Genomic DNA, 24,097 nt, shown 5'->3' with positions numbered 1-24,097 from the left:
ACCACAGTCTTTGGGACTGTGGTATTTTTCATATCTTTAAAAGTCTATCAACTGGATTACGGTAAAACATTTTGTTTTGAAAGTTAAAAAAATCTAAAAATTGTGCACCTTAATTGCTAAATTTAATGTACCATGAATTACGATACAATCAAGATGTGCACAAGTAATAAATGGCCATTAACATAAAAGAAATTAATTCGTGGGGTGAATTTAATTGAAAAAATTGAAAGCGTTTCTATCTGTTACCTTAGTTATGATACTAAGTATCGCTCTTTTAGCTGGATGTTCAAGCTCAAGCTCGAGCGATTCAAAAAGTAGCAGTTCATCAAACTTAAAAAATGTTACCATAACCATGCTGGTTTCTGGTAATAAAGCGGCCTCAGGTCAAGACTTTGAAGTGGACATTTTACCAAAATTAGTCCATAAAAAATTCCCGAACATTACATTAGAGGTACAAAAGCTTCCTGATGATCAATATACAACTTCAATCAAGACAAAACTAGCTGTAAATCAAGCACCTGATATCTTCCGAGTATGGCCGAGAATGGCAAACGCTGCAAGCGTTATGGACCTTGGAAAAGGTGGATATCTAGCTGATCTTTCGGATCTGTCATTTATGAATAATCTTTCTCAGTCAGTAAGAGATGATATGTCGTATAATGGAAAAGTTTATGGAATCACTAAAGGGTTCGATATGTTGGGGACTTATTATAATAAGGACTTGTTCCAAAAGGTTGGTATTACTGAGCTACCAAAAGATTGGGAAACATTCCTTGCTGATTGCCAAAAATTAAAAGATGCAGGTATCACTCCTATTGTGATGGGAGATAAAGATCCTTGGGTGATCCAGTTTGGTTTATATCAAATTGCAGCAAATACTGTTTACGCGGAAGACAAAGAATTTGATACTAAACTTCAAAATGGAAAAGAATCACTTAACGGTCCAAAATGGCAAAAAGCTGTTTCAATGTACCAAGAATTGTACAAAAAAGGGTACATTGCAAAGAATACTCTTGGGCTAGGCGGACCACAGGCAATTCAAATGTTTATCGATGGTAAAGCTGCTATGACATTAGACGGTACTTGGGACTATTCCCCACTAACAGCTAAAGGTGCAACAGATTTTGAACGTGGTTTCTTCCCACTACCTGCTAATGAAAAAGGACAACCTGTATATCAAGCAGCAGCTACTGCAGCTGGTTGGGCAGTTAATGCAAAATCCGAAAATGTCGAAGCTGTAAAACAAATCCTGAATTATTGGTTTGATGGTAAGTCTGACTTATTTAAAGAATGGGTAAGAACTTCGTCTTCTATCGTTGCATATAACGGAGTTCCATTAACTAACGAATTATATAAAGATGCCTACGATCAATATACAAGCACTGGTAACGCCATCTATTTCGCTAACCAAATGTGGCCAAGCGGTGTGGATGCAACATTAGAAGCAAAATTTGCTGAGATTATCGGTGGACAAGCAACAACGCCAAAAGACGTAACAAAAGCTATGCAGGACAAATTCGACGAACTTTGGAAAAAGTAAAAAGAACGAAACAACTGAATTATTCCAGTTTGAAAAATAAAGCAAATTGAGGTGGGGGTGTTTCCCCACCTTAAGTAAATTTTGGAAAGGAATAAGATACCATGAATTCTACAGTCATGAAGAAATCAATGTATTTGTTTGTTTTGCCTGCATTGATTGTATATTTGACATTTTGGATCTTTCCCATTTTAAGACTTTTTCAATATAGTTTTACAGATTACAATGGGGTACAGCAAAATTTAAATTTTGTTGGTCTGAATAACTATATGAAAATATTCCAGGAAGGGGTTGCAGGCTCATCTATATCAAATACTTTGATTTATACTTTGCTCTCAACAGTCCTCGGCAATATTATTGCACTATGTCTAGCTTTTGTTTTGGACTCAAAGATTAAAGGATTAGGTTTTTATCGTACAGTAGCTTATATACCTACATTGTTTAGTACAATTGTTGTGGGTTATATCTGGTCATATGTTTACATGCCTGATTCTGGATTGCTTCCTACAGTACTATCTTGGTTTGGCATCCACAGTGAAAATTTGAACATTCTTGGTAATTATAAGTCTGCTCTATATGGTATTACCGCCGTTGATATTTGGAAAACAGTTGGAACTAGTACTATAATTTTCCTTGCGGGGTTGCAGACTGTTCCCCAAGAATTGATGGAAGCAGGAAAAATTGACGGTGCTAATGGCTGGCAATTAACAAGGTTTGTTCGTCTGCCGTTATTAGCTACATCTATTACAATCAACGTTACATTAAGTATCATCAATGGTCTTAAAGCTTTCGATTATTCTTTTATTATGACAAATGGTGGCCCAGGCAGATCTACAAGTACATTGGTTTACGATATTTTTAGAATGGCATTTACAGAAGGTCAGTATGGTAAAGCTGCAGCATTGGCGGTAGTTTCCTTTGCCATTATAATAGCCGTTACAGTATTCCTCGTGACGAAATTAAATAAGAGGGAGGTAAATGTATGATGAGTAAGTTAGTTGTTCAACGTACATCTTATGATATAGGCATTAAACAGAATGATGCTAAGAAAAGGAAGTCATTAGTCAAACAAACTTGTTACCATTTAGGAATAACCATCTTAATGTTAATAAATTTATTGCCACTTTTAATTGCTCTTTCAAGTTCATTGCGAACGCCAGATAATATGACGAATCCATTAAATTTATTTACACAATTTAGCTTGGAAAGTTACAAGATAGCTTTTGAGCGCATGCACTTTCTTCAAGCTTTGATGAATAGCGTGTTGTTAACGGGAGTGTCCGTTCTTGTAGTTGTGATTTTTACATCTATGGCTGCATATCCAATTGCAAGAATGAATACTCGGTTAAGTAAGTTTTTATATATCTTTTTTCTTGCTGGGCTCGTTGTACCGAGTCAGATGGTTATCATTCCAATAGTTAAAACATTCAATGCATTAAATATTCCTAGTGGACAGCTAACATCGATCATCATGTTTATTACTTGTAGTATCCCTTTTTCTTCATTTTTATACTCAGGCTTTATTAAAAGCAGTGTACCAATTGAAATAGAAGAGTCAGCTTTACTAGATGGAGCGGGTTTATTTCGAAGGTTCTGGCAAATTGTATTTCCACTGTTAATACCTGTTACGGTTTCTGTAGTAATTACACAGGGAGTATGGATTTGGAATGATTATTTTTTCAACATGATTTTTATCAACAAAGCAGATTTAACGCCATTACCTCTTGCCATGCTCGGCTTTATGGGTGACCAAACAAACCCAACCGCATGGAACGTTCTCTTCGCAGCATGTTTTCTTTGCGCTTTACCACTTTTGGTTATTTTTGCTTTTTTGCAAAAGTTCTTTATCAAAGGTTTAGCTGTAGGTTCTGTAAAGGGTTGATTAGGCCAAATGAGAAGGATTCCATATTGTTTTCTCAAAAAGGAAAACGGACCATATTTCAAAGTGGTCCGTTTTTTTATATTCGATTTATGCGATCTTAGGAACACATATTTTAATTGTTGTTCCTTTATTCGGTTCACTTTCAACATTTAACCCCTACTCTAGCCCATAATAAAGCGCAATTCTAGAATGCACATTTTTAAGACCAATACTTTGTTTACTCCGTTTTCCGAGCTCCTTAAATTCAGGTTGTTCTTGTAAGAAGTGTCTAATTTTATCTAGCCTGTCCCTATCGATACCTATGCCGTTATCTGAAATTTCAAAAACAATTCGATTTTGGCTAGTCTCATAGGCCTTTAACTTAACGTATCCTTTCATTCTTTTCTTTTCGAGTCCGTGAAGAATGGAATTTTCAATAATAGGCTGAAGTATTAATTTTAGAATGCGGCATGAAGAAATTTCGTTCGGTATTTCAAGTTTAAAATCAATGCTATTATCATATCTTATGTTTTGAATCGTTATATAATTTTTCACATGTTCAATTTCATCGCTTAAACGAACTAATTCACTTTCTGTTTTGATACTATATCTGAACATATCCCCCAAAGCTTTAGTCATGATGGATATACTTTCTATTTCTTCAATTTCAGCAATACTATTAATCGATTCCAACGTGTTATATAAAAAATGCGAATTAATTTGTGCCTCTAATGATTTCATTTGTGAGTCTAACGTAATCAATTTATTTTCGAAACTTTCTTTTATATATCTGTGAATCTCTTCAATCATATTATTATATTCAGTATAAAGAATTCCGACTTCATCTTGGCGTTTTAGGTATTTGTCATTAGAAATGGGTTTCAGTTGTTTATTAGTCCGCATAATTTTACTTAACTCGATCGTGGGTCTTGTAAGTTGATTTGATAGGACTAAGGAAAGCAGAATAAAGATAACGGCACATGTTATGGAAATGTAAATGATCAATTTTTCCGAAAGGTTGTACGGCTTATATAACTCATTAACGGGAATGGATGCTACGATACTCCAATTGTTGTCAGGGAATGGTTTAATCACCGTTAAATGACCATTTTTTACCTCCTGATTAACACCACTTGAAAGTTTACTTTGGTAGTACTTTGGAAGCGTTTGTCCAATTTTGCTCATTGGATTGTCATAAAGGATATTTCCTTTGCTATTAACCAAGTAAACATATGTCATATTTGGAATAATATCGTTATCAAGAGCCTGAAAAATTTTAATATCACAATCCAACATTAAAACTCCAATTAATTTATGTGAATTAAAATCGTAAATTGCACGTGCAAATGTGACGGAGGGCTGGGCATTAATAATGAAAGGCTTTGTAGAGACATGACCAACATAAAGGTCACCTTTCTTACTAAGTGTTTCTTTATACCAATCATCATTAGTAGCTACATAGCCATACTGAAGATCTGTATTGTTGTTCGTGTAACTGATCGATTTGCCATCAGGAAGGAATAGATAGATACCGTTGATATAATCGTTGCTTAAAATCAAGTTATTAAAAAAGAATTGCATGTCCCTTCTGGCAAGATATAGATCATATGGTCCCGCGTTTTTATTGTTAATCAATTTGTACAGTTGATCAGCCACTGTGGGGGCACCAGGAACGGTTGAAAATTGCTGAAATGTTAATGTTATACGGTTGATATTTTGGTAGATTCTATCTATTTTTTCTAATGAATTACTTATTGTATTCGATGTAACAACAGATACTTGTTGATTCACTAGTTTAGTATAGCTTCTATAGGAATTAATTGTGACGATGATGATGGGAATAATAGAAATTACAATAAACACTAGGAACATTTTTGTTCGAGTGGGAAGTGATTTCATCGTTTGCCTCCATAAAAATAAACCTTTATAAAAGTATACATTAATTATTTTATAAAAATAATAGCAGAATTAAAAAAGGAATAGCCAATATTTAGGCTATCTCCTTTACATCATTCTATATTCTTCCGGGGTATAACCGGTCACCTTCTTAAACACTCTGAAAAAATATTTTGTGTTATCATAACCTAATGATTTAGCTATTTTATAAACTTTATCCGATGAACCTTTTAACAGGAGCTTTGCTTTTTCAATTCTTATTCTATTAATGTAATCATTGAAATTTTCACCGGTTTTTTCTTTAAATAAATAACTGCAATAGCTTGGATTGATATAGAACAGGGTAGAAATTTTATTAAGCGTTATTTCCTTGTTATAGTTTTTCGTAATATACGTTTTTATATTTTCAATCAGGTTTTCCGATCCATAAATATTCTTTTCTTTAAAAACCTCTGTTAAGCTAGGTAAAACTTGAAAAAAGTATGATTTAATCGATTCTATGTCAAATGCTGTATCAAGCATCGAATCAAAACTGGATGAATGAGAATCTTTTGTGATCGTGTCAAAGTAGTTTGAGAGCATATTTCTTACTTCATGGATGATATCATTACATAAAATTTTTAGAGTTAAAATAGTCAAGGACGGTATTTCGCATATAAAGTTAAAGTAGTCGGTAGTTAATTCAAGAACCTTGTCGTAGTGGCCTGACTCAATGTGAAAAAGCAATTCATCGGTTTTTTCCCAATTTGGAATATCAAATGTTGTTTGCCCTTCCTTATAAAACAATATGTTGTTACTATCTGTAGCAACTCTATTATTTAATGCAGAGATGGTTTCCGTATATGCCTCATTTAGCTGTAATAAAGTTTTTATTGTTTTGCTGATTCCTATATATATAGAATCTTTAGGGATTCTGCTGCTAATGCCTTCGTAAAGCAAATTACATTTCAATGAGATTAATTGTTGCAGATCCCTGACATTCTTTTCATAGTAAAAAAGAAAGAAATAAATATTACTATTACCGGTATTAGGGATGTTAATAAAGCCGTTTGACTTTATATTTTGAATAAAACCCCGATCATTTAGATAGTCAACCAGACTGTTAGTTGAATAAAGTGAAAACAATATAAATTGATGACCATCATCGATATTTTGAAATATAGTAGATTTTGGCTCAAAATTTTTCGTGATACCTAAGATTACGTTATTTAAAACTTGTAAGTCAGACTGGTATTTTATCTCTTCCTTTTCAGTCTCAGTTGTTTCCAGCTTTTGTTGGTAGGCGCGTTCCTCATTAATCAAGTTTATGGCTTTTTGTAAGGCTGAATGGATTTCTTCCCGATTAAATGGTTTTAGTAAGTAACCGACAACCTTCGCAGAGATGGCTTCTTGCATATATTCAAAATCACTGTAGCCGCTTATGACGATAATCTTTTTTTCAGGATAATTATTTTGTAGTGTTTTTAAGAAAGTTTTTCCATCCATTTCTGGCATTCTCATATCAGTAAATATAATATCAGGATTTACTTCGCGGATTAATTCCAGGGCATCAACGCCATTGTCCGCCTCTCCAACAAATCGGGCTTCCTCTGAAAACGCTTTTAATTTTTTTAACATTCCTCTCCTAATTAGAGGTTCATCGTCTACGATGATATAGGTATACATGGAATCAACTCCTTCCGCATCAATTCTACCATTCAATTATAATCTAAAAAAAGTATACCCAAAAGACAAAATAAAGTACACTGCTGTATAGGTTATAATTTTTTTATAGGTATTATTTTGGTAATTCATTTACGATGCAAAGATCCAAAACTTAAGTTCATCAAGGGGGTACAATTATGTTGTCTACAGAAGGCTTTTTATATAAGACATGTACTTGGATTTATCAAATAACACTTTTAAACCTACTATTTCTTATTAGTTGTATACCTATAATTACCATATTTCCTGCCTTGGCGGCTGCTTTTGGGGTTTCGAGACAATGGGTAAAAAAGCATGAACCAAATATTATCTCAATCTATTTTAAATTATTTAAAGAAAATCTTAGACAAAGTATGGTCGTAGGCGTTTTTATTATTATATTGGGTTTGTTACTTTATGTCGATTTTCAAATTATTACACAAATTCACTCGAATCTAAGTATAGCTCTTTATATATTTTTTTGCTTCATGTTGGTGTTTTATATAGCTGCGATTTTACATGTGTTTCCGTTAATGGTTAACGGCTACTTTACAATTAAACAGTTGCTGGTTAATTCTATTAAATTTAGTTTTTTTAAATTTCACTTAACACTATTAAACATAATTTGTATTTATATGATATTTTTTATCGCCTATAAGTTTCCTGTTATATTCGTATTCTTTTTTTCTAGCATTTGTATATTCCTTACTTATTGGCATATCAATAAGAAATTTGTCATTTTGGAAGCTTTACAGAAAAATTGATTTCCATAATATAGATTGATACTTAACCAAATAATAACTAGAGTGGGTAGAAGAGGCTTAAAAGCCTATTTAAATAAACTTTATAACGATTTTTTTACGGTCTTAGAGTATAAACAAGGGGAGGTAGAGCGGCGTGTTAAAATTGAAAACGCTGACATGTGAATACAGAGATTTTTTATTGGGGACAGATCTTTCTCATCCGAGATTTTCATGGAAATTAACTTCTGATAGAAATAATACGATGCAGGAATTCTACCAAATTCAAGTATCCTTATTGGAAAAGACATTTGAGAACTCATTATTATGGGATACAGGAAAGAATAAATCCGAACAATCTATTCATTTACCATATACAGGGCCTGATTTGAATCCAAGAACCCGTTATTATTATCGTGTTCGTGTCTGGGACAATTATGGACGCGAGTCAGAATGGAGCAATATCCACTGGTTCGAAACCGGGTTAATGTCCTCAGATAATTGGCAAGCAAAATGGATTACTCCTGACCCTAATTTCTTTGAGTTAGACTCAAAACCTATATCAGTATTCCGTAAATCGCTTAAGATTGAAAAAAAGGTCCTGTCTGCTCGAATTTATGCAACAGCTGCAGGGCTTTATGATCTTTACCTAAACAATGAAAAAATTGGGGATGATTTATTCGCTCCTGGTTGGACCAGTTACAAACATCGTCACCAATATCAGACTTATGACATAACGGACATGCTATCCCCGGGTGAATTTGTTATTGGCGCCATGGTCGCAGATGGTTGGTATAAAGGGGAATTAACTTGGCTTTTAAAAAGAAACATCTATGGTAACAAACGAGCGCTTCTTTTGCAATTACACATTATTTTCGATGATGGAACAGAAGAAGTGGTCGTGACTGATTCAACATGGAAAACGTCGACCGGTCCGATTTTGTTATCAGAGTTTTATGCTGGTGAAACCTACGATGCACGATTAGAGTTAAGTGATGATCTCAATGAGGATGATTCTGTCTGGAAAAATACAAAAATTTGTGATCTCCCATTTAACCAACTTGTTGCTCAAGAAAACTGGCCGACAAAAGTAACAGAAGTAATTACTCCTATTTTGGCAATTAAGACACCTAAGGGCGAAACCGTCCTCGATATGGGGCAAAATATGGTCGGAAGAGTTCGGATGGATATTAACATACCCGCAGGCGAAAAAGTGGTTTTATATCACGCTGAAGTATTGGATAAAGAAGGAAATTTTTACACAGGAAACTTACGTCAAGCTAAGCAAAAAGTAGAGTATATCTCTAATGGAAATGGTCCTGTCTCTTATGCAGCCAATTTTACCTTCCAAGGCTTTCGTTATGTGAAAGTAGAAGGTTTAGAAGGTTTAACCGAACAACAATTGTTAGACACCTTGGTCGGGGAGGTCATTCATTCAGAAATGCCTCGAACAGGATACTTTGAAAGCTCAAATGAAAAAGTCAATAAATTATATAACAACATACTTTGGGGACAGAGAGGAAACTTTGTCGATGTTCCAACCGATTGTCCGCAACGTGATGAGCGTCTCGGATGGACCGGTGATGCGCAAATTTTTATTCGAACAGCAGCTTACAACTATCAAGTAGCCCCGTTTTTCACCAAATGGGTTAGAGATCTAAAAAGCGATCAAACTGCCAATGGAACCGTTCCATTTGTAATCCCGGACGTTTTAGAAGACTACATTTCTGGTATGTGGGGGGATTATAACTATACTTCTTCAGCGTGGGGAGATGCTGTAACCATTTGTCCGTGGACTATTTATCGCACCTTTGGCGATGAAAGACTACTTGAGGAACAGTATGAAAGTATGAAAGCTTGGGTTGACTATATTCGAGCCCAGGGAGCAAAACCATATCTTTGGAATACTGGATTTCACTTTGGTGACTGGCTGGCGCTTGATGCGGAAGAGGATTCTTATTTTGGAGCTACTCCTGAACATTTAGTAGCAACCGCCTACTACGCTTATTCTACTCAAATCGTAAGAGACACTGCACAAGTCTTAAATATTGCAGAAGATGTAAGAAAATATGATCAGCTTTTGAGTGGAATTATTCAGGAATTCCAAAAAACATTTATTTCAGCTGACGGAAAAATTAAAGCGAATACCCAAACAGCTCATATCCTTCCGTTGGTATTTAATCTCGTAGATGGGAAGGTTCGTGAACAAGTCGCGGCTGATTTAAACCATTTGATAAAAGATAACAACTATCATTTATCTACTGGATTTGTTGGAACTCCATATTTGTGTATGGCTTTATCTGAAAATGGCTATCATGAAACAGCTCTTCGTTTACTCTTACAGGAAAGCTATCCTTCTTGGTTGTTTTCTGTTTTACAAGGTGCCACTACGATTTGGGAACACTGGGATGGTATCAAACAAGATGGGTCTTTCTGGAGTGACGATATGAATTCCTATAATCATTACGCGTATGGGGCGATAGGGGAATGGCTATACCGCTATGTAGCTGGGATTGATCTTAAAGAAGCAGGCTATAGAACAATAAAAATCCAGCCACATATTTCTGATTATGGTCTATCATCAGCAAAAGCTTCATTAGAATCCCCTTATGGAACGATTTCGTGCTCATGGGAAAGAAAAGAAGAGCTAACTAAAATTCAAGTGGAGATACCAGTTAACTCAAAAGCTGAGATTTGGTTAAAGGATATTAGCAAAGATATGTTAACGGTTCAAACTCTCAGTCCGGGTGAAGAGAATATTTCGGTCTCAGACACATCAAATGGTTTAGTTTATCTGGTAGGGTCGGGTTGTTACACCTTCCAGCTTAAAACAGGAGATCTGCTTTCAAATTTGCATAGCGCAACAAAAGGATAGGTCTGATACTCTTTAAGAACAGGGGATAGCGGTATGAGTATTCAAAAACTAGAAAATCAAGTGATTGTCAGAAATGAGAAATTAATTGAATCAGCAGAACAATTAAAACCACTTCTTCATGAAACAATTGTGAAGCCTTCATCAATCGTAGAAATTAAAGCCGATTCAGAAGTCATTCATGGCTGGAGGCCGGAGGTTGTTGCACCTGCTTCCACTCTAGCAGACTCTGAATATGGAAAAAATGGTTCGTTTGTTCTGGATTTTGGTGACCATCAGGTTGGGTATCTAACGATAAAGATTCGTTCAGCTGGCAGTCCGCCTGATGCGCCTCTCAAACTAAAACTCACAATTGGGGAGATGCCAGTTGAGATGGCAGAACCGTTTGAGAATTATAGCGGATGGCTTAGCAGTTCGTGGCTTCAGGAAGAGACTATCTTTGTTGATGTATTTCCTGCTCTTATAACCTTACCTCGTCGATACAGCTTTAGATATGTAAAGTTTGACGTGATTGATACCTCCCCTAAATATCGAATTGTCTTTGAAAATGTAGAATGTAAGGCTGTTACATCAGCAAATATAAATGCAGTTCAAAAGATTTCTCATCATGATAAGGAGCTTCAAAGAATAGATGAAATTAGTATTAAAACACTTGCAGATTGCATGCAGGATGTTTTTGAAGACGGCCCAAAACGTGATCGCAGGCTTTGGTTAGGCGACTTACGATTGCAAGCACTAGCGAACTATGAAACTTTCAGTAACAATAACCTTGTTAAACGATGCCTTTACCTTTTTGCAGGTGTTCCAGATGACAAAGGCAAGGTTCCAGCAAATGTTTTTGTAGTACCGCAGCTTATTGCAGATGATACTTATCTATTCGACTATTCTTTGTTTTTTGTTGCATCATTACATGATTACTATTTTGCTACAAGCGATTTAGAGACATTGAAAAAACTATGGCCGACAGCCTATCGCCAAGTTGAACTTGCACTTGAGAGACTAGATGAAAACAATATTTTAAAAGATACTCCCGATTGGTGGTCATTTATTGATTGGCAGGAAGGGTTAAACAAACAAGCTCCATCTCAAGCAGTATTAATCTACACCATAAAGCAGGCAATCCGTCTTACGGAAGAATTAAAAGCAGCAGAAAAAGATAGTTTGAAAGACCGTCTTGCAGAAATTGAAGAAGCTACTAAAACCTATTTGTGGGATGAAAAACAGCAATTTTTTATCAGTGGCTCCGACCGTCAAGTATCTTGGGCAAGCCAAATTTGGATGGTCCTGGCAGGTGTTTTGACTAAGGAAGAAAATAATAAACTAATGAAGCGTCTTTTAGTTGAAAATCCAGCTGTTGGAATTTCAACGCCATACATGTATCATCATTTGATTGAAGCCTTGCTGGTTTCAGGAGAAAAAGAGCTGGCAATCGCAGAAATGAAGAACTATTGGGGCGGCATGATCCAAGATGGAGCGGATACGTTCTGGGAATTATACGATCCAAAAAATAAAGACTTTTCTCCTTATGGAAGTCATTTAATCAATAGCTATTGCCATGCTTGGAGCTGTACACCAACTTATTTAATTCGCAAGTATAACCTGTAAGGAGTAGGAGAGGACAATCAGGTAGTTTTTTGGGGTTGTCCTTTTCTGAAATCCTTACCAAAAAAATGCGTACATTAATCAGAAAAAACTGACACTATCGAACTACTAAGCTCTGTCCTATGATAGTAGTATAGGTGGCCGGTCCCTATTTCTTGAATAATGGAAGCGCTTTAGAATTCTTGGGGAGGAAGTGTGAACTAGATGAAAAAATCCCAGCTCTTTAAGATGGGAAAAAGAACTTTATCTATTATGGTCGTTACTACACTTGCAGCGGGTTTAGTTGGTTTTAATGCTCCTGCGAAAAAGGCTGAAGAAATCCCTGTATTTAAAAAGCAAGTTGGAGGGGTTTTTGATGGGATGCCTCTCTTTGACGGTGTACCAGAACATCTAGATGAATTTGTTGATGCTTATTTTGATTATACGGGACTAGAAGGACCAGCAGTTTATGCCACAGGTTCAAGGAATCATTATACTTTGCAACGTGGAACCAATGCTGGCAAAGTTATACCCGGTGCTCTTTCGGCAGCTGACAACGTTCAAGGAGTATCCACTGATTTCCCTGCGTTAGTTGGTATGGGGGAGACTTGGAACAAAGATCTTCTTTCCGATATTGGAAAAGTAATGGGGAGCGAGAAAATAAGTACGTTAAAAGTAAAACAAGGTGAGTCAAACATACATGGCGGAGCAAATCCTTCTGCCACTGTTGCTTTCACTGTTGTAAGTGATATGCGTATTAATCCGCTAAGCGGGCGATTTGACGAAGGCTTCTCAGAAGATCCTTATATGGCTGGAACTCTAATTGATAAGATGGCAGCAGGTCTAAGTGGTACGGATCAAGAAAAGAGTAATGATGGGTTCTGGATGCGTGCGGTAGTAGGTACGAAGCATTTTTCCGTTTATAATGCACAGTGGTTCCGTCAAACAGCTAATAACAGTGCTAGTGCGCGTTCGATTTTTGAATATCAGACCCGTAGTCCTTTGAAAGCGCTTAGCTCTGGATCAGTCGGTGGAGTCATGACCTCCTTCGGACGTACCAACGGAATTCCAAACATTCTTTCACCGTTTCAACGTCATGCGAATAATTACTCCAAATACGGAGTGTACAGTTCTCCGGATTTTAATGCGGACCAACTTGTCTTCCAAGAAGGAATGCAAGGGAATGGGTATGACACTAAGTACGCAACAGATCGAACAAACGCGACTATTTTAATGATTTTGGCAAAGGCAAACGCGGGCCGTCCAGGTCCAAACGAGCAGAATGCCAAAGATGATGTTGCTGCTATAGTGAATGCCGTTGAACAGGGTAAATACGGTCTTACAAAAGAGGATCTTATCGAGGCAGCACGTCCGCATGTAAACCAAATGGTTCGTGTAGGTATATTTAATGAAGTAGATGAAAACGGTATTCCTAAGAATTATCCATTTGCTCAAGAGGCGAAGGATGTAAGGTCGCAGCCAGCCACATATAGTACACCTGATCATCAGCAAGTAGCTCTGCGCGCCGCGAAGGAGAGTATCGTATTGCTCAAGAACGATGGAGCCTTGCCGCTCACAAAGAACAAAAAGGCTGCCGTTTCTGGGGTATATGCAGATGCAAGATTCAAAACAACATACTCAGTAGGAACAACGCCAAACATTGAAAACTCTGGAATCTCGCCGTTGTTAGCTATTATTAAAGCGAATGGGGCTAATAATGTATCGTACACCACCGGGGCTAAAGTAGTCGCGTTAAAGTCCAAATCTAATGGCCAAACGGTTACAGCTGATGTTAATGCCGCGGATGTTACAAAAGGTTCCCAACTTTTAACAAGCGCTAATCCATTGGATGTGAATAACCCTGCCCAATTATTTGAAGTGTTTGATTGGGGTCAAAAGGGCTACAGCTTGCGTTCCCAAAAGAATGGCCGTTGGGTAACATCTCCGACAACGGCGAATGCTGCAATTGAAAATTCAAATAACACTGCATTAAACCTAACAAATAACGATTGGGATCTTGCCCAAATGCTTGGTAATACCAGTGCAATCCCGCCAACAATTCGAGTGGAGGAGAATTCCGACAAAACCGTATCTTTAATTGCGAACGGTTACCGGACTGGATTTACAGGTGACTTCTCGAATTGGTATTACGCAAATGGCCGCTTTATTACGACCAGTTCAGATGGAAAACTGAAGACCTCGGCATCAACACTTGAAAACAAAACGAAAGCTGCCAGTCGAAATGATGATGTGAAATTTGAACAAACAGTTGTTAAGGAAGTGGGCGCAGATGCTGTTAAGCGCGCAGAAACAGACGACTATGCTGTGGTATTTGTCGGTGCAATTCCTCGTCACAGTGCAGGAGAAGGCACGGATCGCTCTGATTTAAATATGGGTGAGGCTGATTACCAATTAGTTGATAAAGTTTCTTCCGCTTTTGCAGCGAAAGGGAAAAAGACGGTTGTTGTCGTGAAGTCCAGTTTCCCTGTGGGCATGGAAAAGATTCAAAACAATCCGAACGTATCTGCCATTGTGTACCAGCCATATGGCGGTCAATATGATTCTCTTGCATTAGCTCAGGTACTATACGGGGATTACGCACCGACAGGACGTTTATCATCTACATGGTATGCAGACATGTCCTCATTCCCAGCAATTAATAAGTACTCCATTCCTGAAGGGAATACAACTGTAACCATAGACGGCGTTGATCCTCGTTATACAGTCGATATGACAAATGCAGATCCTGAGGAATCAAAGCTGACATACATGTATACAAAGGCGAAAGTGACCTATCCGTTTGGATACGGCCTATCTTACAGCCACTTCTCGTATAGTGATTTTAATGCATCAGGAAGCGCTAACGGAAAGTCTCCTTTCAAAGTAACAGTAAAAGTCAAAAATGACGGACAGGTAGACACGTCTGAAGTCGTTCAGTTATATGCCAAAAACCAAAAATCTTCATACGGAAGCCATGCACCGCAAAAGCAACTGGTTGCTTTCGAAAAGGTTTCACTAGCAGCTGGAGAAACCAAAACAGTAACACTTACTGTCGATCCTAAAGATTTTGCCATTTGGGACGTAAATGCGGGTGAATTCATCGTTGAGGACGGAGACTACAGCCTTATGGTCGGAGATTCTTCACAAGACATCCGAGCCCAGAAAGGAGTATCAATTTCAGGTGACTCGCTGGCCGCACTGCCTACAAATAAGCCGTTTAATGTTTACGATCATGCATTCTCATCGAACGAAGTGCTTTATAATGAAGTATCTAAAGCTCGAACTGCTGAAAACTTAAAAGCCAAGAAGGTTGTTGGCGGGTATTATGCGGTCCATTCTAAACAAGATGGTTCATGGGTAGCACTGCCTAAAGTAGTATTGACCGGTTCACAGAAAGTAACTGCCTCCGTTGCGTCAGATGCCACTGGCGGACAAATAACTTTACATGCAGATTCTGTAAATAGTGACCCTTTTGCTGTTATAAATGTTCCACAAACGGGAAAAAAGACGTCTATCATTGAAAATGCAGGTGTTACTGTGAATGAAATTGGTTACACAGATGTTACTGTGGACTTAGGCAAAAATGCGCCAAAAGGACAACATACCATTTACGTTCAGTTCGATGCACCTGATCTTAGAATTGATAGCTTAGCTTTTAAGGTAAAATAATAATCCACAATGTTTTCCCTAGAGAAAATCCTTGATTTTAGACGTATAATTCATAGCCCTTGCCACAAGGCAGGGGCTGTGACATTTTTATAACGGAAGTAAATTAACAAATATATATATTAAACAAAAAAATTTTCTGTTTACATATGGAATTACCCTTTTTCTGCGATTATGATGAAGCTAACAAGGGACCCAATTTTCTTAAAAGTTAAAGAGTAATCATTCCAAAAGGTGGACAATGATGAGAAGAGTATTCAGAAGAGTCGGAAACTTTTTAAATAATGACAAGATTAGATATAAATACTTTATTATTATGCTCTGTCTATCCATATTTCCTCTTTTATTATTGGGTTTTATATCCTTTAATATAGCCAAAAATACACTAGTTCAAAATCAGGTTGAAACGACTGGAAATAATCTTCGGACCTCTAGTGAGGTGACGGACCTATTGTTCCGAAATATCATTAATATGGAACGTGTTATCTCATGGAGCAATAGTGTTCGCGAAGAATTAATTGATAGTGCTGCTTTTTCAGAAGTGGGGAAGAATGTATTAGACGAGAATACAACCAAACGAATGCAGGATTTAATTTCTAGTTATTTTATTGATACGGAAGATATTGATTCAGTCTGCTTATTTGATGTTCATTTTCGACCAGTGTGTTATGGAAACCACAATAGTATTGGCAACTATGACATTAACAATATGTACAAGGAGATATCTAATTCGGATTGGTATAAAAAAAGTGTTAAGGCTCAGGGAAGGCCAACTTTCTTCAGTTATAATGTCTTAGTAAATACAGCAGATGAGACTACTTTTTCTTCGGTTAAACTATTACGTGACCCACAGAATGTTTTTAATCCCAAGCAAATTGGCCTATTAGTTGTAAATATTAAAAAATCTATGTTTGCTAGAGTTTTAAATGATGATAGCAATAGCTTTATAGCTGTAATCGATTCATCACAAAATGGAGTAAATACTGTTTTTAATAATTCTCCTTCATTGGATAGGGAGTTGTCTCTAGGGAAGAACTCCTCATCTATGTTTCAACACTTAGAACAAAAGGGCTATCTGATTAGTAGCTACACCAATAATACGACAGGATGGACCTTCGCCAATATTACAAAAGAAAAAGAACTCTTAAAACAGTCTAATAAAATTGGGATTATTACGGCATGTATTTCTACTATTATTGCTTTGGCAGCTTTATTAATCTCTTATGTTTTATCTGGTAAAGTTGCAAGGCCGTGGGTTCAATTAAAAAAGATGACGGTTGATTGGGCTAAAGGGCTGTGGGGGTCTGGACAAGACAATGAAAATGACACAATTGGCGTCATTGGAGAAACATTTCAAAGAATAACTGTTGAAAATAAAGAATTAAATGAGCGGCTGGTCCACTCACAGTTAAAAGAACGGGAAGCTGAGCTTCGTGCTTTGCAAGCCCAAATTAAACCGCATTTTTTATATAATACACTCGATTCTATTTACTGGATGGCGATCTTACAAAACAATGAAGATATCGCAGAACTCACCGTTGCTTTATCACAAAGTTTTAAACTAAGTTTAAACAATGGAGAAGATATGATCCCCATATCGAAGGAATTGGAGCATATTCACCATTATTTGACCATCCAAAATTTTCGTTATCATAACCGTTTTCGTTATATAGAAGATGTTGACTCAGCCTTATTGGATAAACCCATCCTTAAGCTGTTGCTTCAACCGTTTATCGAAAATGCTATTTACCATGGTTTAGAGACAAAAGTGGGGGAAGGAACCATTAAATTAATAGGGAGAATTTCAGAGGGATGGGTTACCTTTACTATTAAGGATAATGGAGTGGGAATACAGGACTTAGAGAAAACCAAATACGGCTATGGAATAAAGAATGTTCGGGAGAGACTTAAATTGTTTTACGGAGAAGACAGTACACTTTTCATCTCAAGTAAGGTTAATGAAGGAACTTGTATAGAGATTAGTTTTCGTGATGAATGGAAAGGGGGAGTAATGGTTGCTAAAAGCAGTGTTGTTTGATGATGAATACATTGTTCTTCAGGGGCTGCAAAAAATGATAAACTGGTCAAAGTATGGAATTGAGCTGGTGGGTACAGCTAGTAATGGATACGCTGCAATCGATCTAGTTGAAACACATTCACCTGATATTGTTTTTACGGATATCCGAATGCCGGGTATGAATGGCTTGGAGGTTGTAGAAAAGATTCTAGAGGCTGCACCTGAGATTATTTGTGTTGTTTTTAGCGGATTCAATGAATTTGAATATGTGAAAAAAGCTATCAGGCTGGGTGTATCGGATTATCTTGAAAAGCCGATTACCATTCCTATGATGGACGATACAATCCAAAGAATACTGGAAAAATTACATCACCAGAAAACGGTACTTTCTCTAGAGGAAAAATGGGAGGATAGCCGAATCGAGCTGATAGAAAAAGCAACCCTTGATTTACTTCTTCAGGGTGATGAGGCATTACCTAAGTGGAGAAAAAGCTTTGAAGAGGAAATTAAGGATATTAAGGCGGTTACTGTTTTGGCATTGTCAGAAAAAAGTCCTGTCTTACCAAGTCATTCTTCTTACTTTCCTGTATATATTCGCAATGGAGCAGAATACTTACTAGTCATTTTTCATCTTATAGATGATTCCTCAGAACTGCTGAATCAGCTATTATATTGGCCAAGCGAATATGGAATTACGATAGGATCGGGGCGAACCTATCCAAATCTTATAGACGCACCAAAAAGTTACAAAGAAGCATTACAGGCATTACGATATGGACAGTTTATGGAACAGGAGGACTGGACACGATTTGAGGAAATAGGAGAAAATCCTAATATTCCCGGTGACCTCTCGGAACAAGAAGAAGCTATTATTTTCTATTTACGAACGGGTGATAAAGAAGGGCTTTTCCAACAGCTAGATGAATTTATCAGCAAAATTCAGTTACAACGCTTAAATCCAGACGTGATAGAGCGTGAGATCTTAAAGCTTATTTATCTCGGCATGGAAGTAGCAAAAGAAACAGGTGAGGATATATCCCTTATTAGTCAAGTAAATTATCTGCCGCATGTAGACATACGATTATTAAATACAAAAGAGAAAATGTTCAGTTGGCTAAAGTCACAAATGGAAATGATTATTGACTGGTTTCTTCGGATACGGAAGGATAAGAAACATGATGCCGTTGAAAAAGCATGTACTTATATAGAAAGAAATTATTCTAAAGATCTGACCTTACAGGACGTTGCAGAGTTTGTCGGCATGAATCCTACTTATTTTAGTCTTCTTTTTAAGGAAGAAATGAAGCTTTCTTATATTAAATATTTGACTAAGCTGCGGATGGAGCGGGCAAAGGAACTCTTACAGGACGGTAAAAAAGTAGCGGATGTTAGTGAAAAGGTAGGTTACCATACTTATAGACATTTCTCTGAATTATTTAAGAAGCATGTTGGTGTCAATCCTGGTCAATATCGAGATTCTTTTTAATTCTTATAAATAAAATAATGAAACAGAATGATAGAAAGAGCGGAAATGTGTATGTTTACCAATATGAAAATATCAGCTGTAATTTCAAGTATATTTCTTTTTTTAGGCATTGTAGCAGCCTGCAGCAGTAATAATGGAAACACCTATAATAATTCAAACGCAAAAGAGGTTACCTTAAGCCTTTTAATTGATAATCAAGTGGAACAAGACGGAATCAGAGCAGTCACTGAAAAAATTGAAAAGAAATATCATATTAAAACAGAAATTGAAACACGTCCGAGTGGAGTGGAAGGCCATCAGGTCATGAAAACACGATTAGCAACAGGTGATATGGCCGATTTGGTTATCTATAATTCCGGTTCGCTTTTGCAAGCGCTAAATCCGGAGGAATATTTTGTTGATTTGACAAATGAGCGGTATATGGAAAAAATAGCAGCCCCTTTTAAGAAGTCGGTTACTATAAACGGTAAAGTATTCGGCCTTCCAATGGGTAGTGCCATTGCGGGAGGTTGGTTATATAACAAAAAGGTATATCACGAGCTAGGCCTAGCTGTTCCAAAAACATGGGCTGAATTAATCGCAAATAGTGAAAAAATTAAAGCCGCTGGAAAAACTGCAGTCATTGGCACGTATAAGGATGATTGGACTTCACAGCTAATTGTTGTTGCTGATAACCACAATGTTATTTCTGAGGATCCAACTTTTGCAGCAGATTTTTCAGCTAATAAAGCAAAGTTTTCTACGACACCTGCAGCATTAAGAAGTTTTGAGAAATTATCGGAAGTATACAAAAAGGGGTTCTTAAATAAGGATTTCCAATCTGCAACCTATAAGGACGGTATAAAAATGCTCATTGAAGGAACTGGTGTGCAATACCCGATGCTTTCGGGAATATTAAATACGATTGCAGCCAATTATCCCGGAAAAATTAATGATATTGGATTCTTTCCTCAGCCTGGCGATAACTCTAACAAAATCGGATTAACAATCTTTATGCCAGCTGCCATTTATGTGAATAGGAATACACAGCATTTAGAAGCTGCCAAAAAGTGGTTAGCCTATTTTGTTTCTACCGAAGGAGTGAAATCGTTGCTTAATGAAAGGATTCCTGTCGGCTCGCATTCTATAAAAGGTAAGATTGTTCCCAATGATGCTATACCGGCAGTAAAGGACATGCTTCCCTATTTTAATTATGGAAAAACAACTCCGGCTCTTGAAAATCTTAGCCCCTTAAAAGGTCCAAATTTACCGGAAATTACGAAACTGGTAGGCACTGGTTCCATTTCAGCAAAAGCAGGTGCACAGCTATACGATCAAGATGTGGAAAAGCAAGCAAAGCAGCTGGGACTTACCGGCTGGTAAATGAGTGTTTTTAAATCTAGTCTTTCTTTCATTTATCAATATGAGGAAGACTATTTTTTTTATCTAAAAAATACGGACGTATATCCAAAAAAAGCATCACTTAAAATTTGTTTTGAAAGCGCTTAAAATTAAATTAATTACTAAGATATGAAAAAAATCTTAGTGGTTATGATTAGATCATACAAGGGGGAGAAAAGATGTTCCTAAATAAAAGGAAAAAGGTTGTCTCATTCTTGCTAAGTAGTGTGCTAATGGCCGGGATTTTAGCAGGATGCAGTAGTAAAGAAGAAGCCACATCAGGTGGAGGCACCAAGAGTAATGATAAAGAAAAAATAACATTTCTTATTGATAATCAAACACAATTAGATGGAATCAATGCGATTATCGCTGCATTTGAAAAGAAGAATAATATTAAAGTAGAAATTGAGACTCGTCCGGGTGGCTCAGAGGGTGATAATATCATAAAAACTCGTTTGGCTACCGGTGACATGACAGATTTGGTTTGGAATAACTCAGGGTCACAGTTACAGGCACTAAACCCTGAACAGAATTTTGTTGACCTTAGCAAAGAATCCTTTATGCAAAACATCATGGACGATTATAAAAAAGCAGTTTCTTCAAATGGAAAGGTGTTTGGAATTCCCGGCACTCCAACGAATGCCGGCGGCTGGTTATATAACAAAAAGGTTTATGCAGAACTAGGTCTTTCCGTTCCAAAAACATGGGATGATTTGATGGCTAATAACGAAAAAATTAAACAAGCTGGGAAAACAGCTGTTATTGCAACATATAAAGATACTTGGACCTCCCAGGTTATTTTTCTAGCAGATAACTATAATGTTCTTGCAGAAGATCCCAATTTCGCAGATGACTATACAGCTAATAAAGCAAAAATTGCTACTACTCCTGCTGCACTCCGCAGTTTTGAAAAGTTAGCAGAGGTTTATAAAAAAGGTTATTTAAATAAGGATTTCCTTGCAACTGGTTATGATGCAGGTTTAAAAATGTTAGCTGATGGTACTGGCGTGCAATACCCGATGATTACTTTTGCATTGGCTAATCTTGCGGCGACTTCCCCAGACAAAATGCAGGATATTGGATTCTTCCCACAACCAAGCGACAGTGCTGATAAAAATGGTTTAACAGTGTGGATGCCTGCAGGAATCTTTATCAATAAAAATAGTGAGCATATCGCTGCAGCTAAGAAATTTTTAGAGTTTTATGTTTCTCAAGAAGGAATTGATTTATATACATCAAAAATCAAACCAACTGGACCGGTTGCCATAAAAGGGATCAAGCTTTCCGATGATGTTTATCCTGCAGTTAAGGATATGCTTCCATATTTTGAATCAGGAAAAACGGCTCCAGCGCTTGAATTCCTTAGCCCGGTTAAGGGACCAAACTTAGAGCAAATTACAACACAAGTAGGAAGTGGAATCAGTTCTGCATTAGACGGTGCCAAACTATACGACAAAGATATTGAAAAACAAGCAAAACAACTAGGTCTAAAAGGGTGGTAATCTCTATTTAATCTATTCATTTACTGGCCCTGACTAGTTTCTAGCAGGGCCAGTATCTTATTAAAGGGTTGAAGGGAGGAGCAGCAAATGAATAAGTTAGCAAATAAAACGTATACGTACTACTTCCTATTACCTGCGGGTATCGTTTATTTTGTCTTTTTCTTGTTGCCTACCATTATGTCACTGTTTTTCAGTATGACATGGTGGACGTTAACAGACTGGAAATTTATAGGCTTTGAAAACTTTAAAACATTCTTAACAGAACCTTCTTTAAATATTGGTTTTAAAAATACCTTGATATATGCGGTAGTAACATGTGGTTTGAAAGTGATTCTTGGTCTTTTATTAGGTGTTTTCCTTAGCTCAAAGCTAAAAACAGTTGGATTTATTCGTTCAATGATCTTCTTTCCTACTTTGTTAAGTACGATAGCTGTGGGAATCGCGTTTACGATGTTGATGCATCCTTCACAAGGACTTATCAATATTGTCCTTAAAGGCTTAGGAATTGTCGGACCAGACTGGTTAGGTAATACAAAAATTGCCCTGATATCTGTTGCATTGGTTGATGTTTGGAAAGGGATTGGAATGGCGACTGTCATTTTTATTGCTGGTATTATGTCGATCCCAGAAGAATACTATGAGGCACTTATGATAGATGGAGGAAACGCATGGCATAAATTTAAGAGTATCATCTTACCTCTAAGCCGGCCTGCGACGAATACAGTTATTATTCTTTCCTTTATTGGAGGCCTACGTTCCTTTGACTTAATCTGGACAATGACAAAAGGAGGACCAGGCTTTAGTACAGACCTGATTGCCTCCATTATATATAAGCAATACCAGTCCGGTTTTTTCGGTCTTTCAACAGCTGGAAATGTCATTCTTTTCGTACTGGTATCTGCGCTAGCCTTCCCTCTATATGCTTATCTCAATAGTAAAGAGGTGGACTTGTAATGAGCAAGGTTGTCATAAGTGATGTAGAAACAAAGCCAATAGTTTCAGAGAAAAGTAAGGTGAAGACTCGCAAAAAGCTAAGGAAGCTTTTGGTTGAAAGTTTCGCTATTTTAGCAACATTGGCGATCTTTGGAATACCATTTTATTTTGTTATTATTAATGCGTTTAAAGATATCCAGGAATCATCATTGTTGAATATGGCCTGGCCAAGTTCCTCCCATATTATCGAGAATTTGCAAGAGGTTATAAATGCGAGAGATAGCATGATTCTTCGTGCATTTTATAACAGTGTGATGATTACTGGATTATCGATTATTCTCCTAATTATATTTGGATCCGCTGCCGGCTATGTATTACAACGGAAGGTAACAAAAGTAACGCCATTTATTAATTTTTTGATACTTGCGGGGCTAATTATTCCACCGGCAGTAGTCCCAACTATATGGGTACTTCAAGAAATTGGACTTTTTAAAACAATGCCGGGAATTGTCCTGATTGAGGTAGCATTAAACTTGCCTTTTACGATTATATTGTATCGAGGGTTTATGGTTACAATCCCCAAATCTCTTGATGAGGCTGCCCTAATAGATGGGTGTGGAAGGTTCCGATTATTTTTAAATATCATATTACCATTGCTTAAACCAGTTTCAGCGACGGTTATTGTTTTAACAGCAGTGAGTGTCTACAATGATTTTGTGAATCCATTATATTTCTTCCCTGGTGCAGAAAACGCTACATTACAGTTAACACTCTATAATTTCATGAGTATGTACATTACTCAGTGGAATCTACTTTTTACAAATATTCTAGTCATCTCTATTCCACCGCTTATCCTATTTATTATCTTCAATAAAAAAATTGTTGCTGGCATGACAGCAGGATCGGTTAAATAAGAGATTTCAAAAAAGAAATTAGATATGAG

15 protein-coding genes are annotated in these 24,097 nt (G+C 36.9%); 13 read left to right on the top strand and 2 right to left on the bottom strand.

Translation table 11 applies throughout. From position 1 onward, the window contains the following. Positions 1-214 precede the first annotated feature (214 nt). The 3 genes from ACZ9EE_RS09035 to ACZ9EE_RS09025 all read left to right on the top strand — a co-directional run bounded on the left by ACZ9EE_RS09035 (position 215) and on the right by ACZ9EE_RS09025 (position 3,419). Entirely contained in the window at positions 215-1,540 is a 1,326-nt protein-coding gene (locus ACZ9EE_RS09035; protein ID WP_476026352.1) for an ABC transporter substrate-binding protein, read from the top strand. 116 nt (positions 1,541-1,656) lie between these two features. Beyond that, a complete protein-coding gene (locus ACZ9EE_RS09030; protein WP_476026350.1) occupies positions 1,657-2,523 on the top strand; it encodes a carbohydrate ABC transporter permease in 867 nt (288 codons plus the stop codon). Continuing rightward, positions 2,520-3,419: a carbohydrate ABC transporter permease gene (locus ACZ9EE_RS09025; RefSeq protein WP_476026348.1), complete on the top strand. Its 900-nt coding sequence runs from the start codon at positions 2,520-2,522 to the stop codon at positions 3,417-3,419. The genes ACZ9EE_RS09030 and ACZ9EE_RS09025 overlap by 4 nt, the downstream gene beginning before the upstream one ends. Positions 3,420-3,575: 156 nt before the next feature. Here the strand turns inward: ACZ9EE_RS09025 and ACZ9EE_RS09020 are convergent, their stop codons facing one another. Beyond that, a complete protein-coding gene (locus ACZ9EE_RS09020) occupies positions 3,576-5,297 on the bottom strand; it encodes a sensor histidine kinase (protein ID WP_476026346.1) in 1,722 nt (573 codons plus the stop codon). Positions 5,298-5,402: 105 nt separating this feature from the next. Continuing rightward, positions 5,403-6,959, bottom strand: coding sequence for a response regulator transcription factor (locus tag ACZ9EE_RS09015; protein ID WP_476026344.1), 1,557 nt, complete (start codon positions 6,957-6,959; stop codon positions 5,403-5,405). Positions 6,960-7,135: 176 nt separating this feature from the next. Between ACZ9EE_RS09015 and ACZ9EE_RS09010 the strand changes: the two genes are divergently transcribed. From ACZ9EE_RS09010 to ACZ9EE_RS08965, 10 genes are all read left to right on the top strand, one after another. Further along, positions 7,136-7,741, top strand: coding sequence for a YesL family protein (locus ACZ9EE_RS09010; protein WP_476026342.1), 606 nt, complete (start codon positions 7,136-7,138; stop codon positions 7,739-7,741). Between the two features lie 133 nt (positions 7,742-7,874). After that, entirely contained in the window at positions 7,875-10,592 is a 2,718-nt protein-coding gene (locus ACZ9EE_RS09005; protein ID WP_476026340.1) for a family 78 glycoside hydrolase catalytic domain, read from the top strand. Positions 10,593-10,625: 33 nt separating this feature from the next. Continuing rightward, entirely contained in the window at positions 10,626-12,194 is a 1,569-nt protein-coding gene (locus ACZ9EE_RS09000) for an alpha-L-rhamnosidase-related protein (protein WP_476026338.1), read from the top strand. 201 nt (positions 12,195-12,395) lie between these two features. Further along, positions 12,396-15,839 carry a glycoside hydrolase family 3 C-terminal domain-containing protein gene (locus ACZ9EE_RS08995; RefSeq protein WP_476026336.1) on the top strand — a complete coding sequence of 1,148 codons (3,444 nt, stop codon included), beginning with the start codon at positions 12,396-12,398 and terminating at the stop codon, positions 15,837-15,839. A gap of 469 nt (positions 15,840-16,308) precedes the next feature. Beyond that, positions 16,309-17,874, top strand: coding sequence for a sensor histidine kinase (locus tag ACZ9EE_RS08990; protein WP_476026334.1), 1,566 nt, complete (start codon positions 16,309-16,311; stop codon positions 17,872-17,874). Then, entirely contained in the window at positions 17,852-19,339 is a 1,488-nt protein-coding gene (locus ACZ9EE_RS08985; RefSeq protein ID WP_476026332.1) for a response regulator, read from the top strand. The genes ACZ9EE_RS08990 and ACZ9EE_RS08985 overlap by 23 nt, the downstream gene beginning before the upstream one ends. Before the next feature lie 63 nt (positions 19,340-19,402). Next, positions 19,403-20,701 (top strand): ABC transporter substrate-binding protein, encoded by a 1,299-nt coding sequence (locus tag ACZ9EE_RS08980; RefSeq protein ID WP_476026330.1) that lies wholly within the window; start codon positions 19,403-19,405, stop codon positions 20,699-20,701. A 197-nt stretch (positions 20,702-20,898) separates the two neighbouring features. Then, a complete protein-coding gene (locus tag ACZ9EE_RS08975) occupies positions 20,899-22,221 on the top strand; it encodes an ABC transporter substrate-binding protein (protein WP_476026329.1) in 1,323 nt (440 codons plus the stop codon). A gap of 87 nt (positions 22,222-22,308) precedes the next feature. Beyond that, positions 22,309-23,175 (top strand): carbohydrate ABC transporter permease, encoded by an 867-nt coding sequence (locus ACZ9EE_RS08970; protein ID WP_476026327.1) that lies wholly within the window; start codon positions 22,309-22,311, stop codon positions 23,173-23,175. Next, entirely contained in the window at positions 23,175-24,068 is an 894-nt protein-coding gene (locus tag ACZ9EE_RS08965; protein WP_476026325.1) for a carbohydrate ABC transporter permease, read from the top strand. Before ACZ9EE_RS08970 ends, ACZ9EE_RS08965 begins: the two co-directional genes overlap by 1 nt. Positions 24,069-24,097 lie beyond the last annotated feature (29 nt).

Source organism: Bacillus sp. URHA0034 (genome assembly GCF_056280405.1).
The sequence above is the reverse complement of the archived record's forward strand: the minus strand, read 5'-3'. Positions and strand labels throughout refer to the sequence as shown.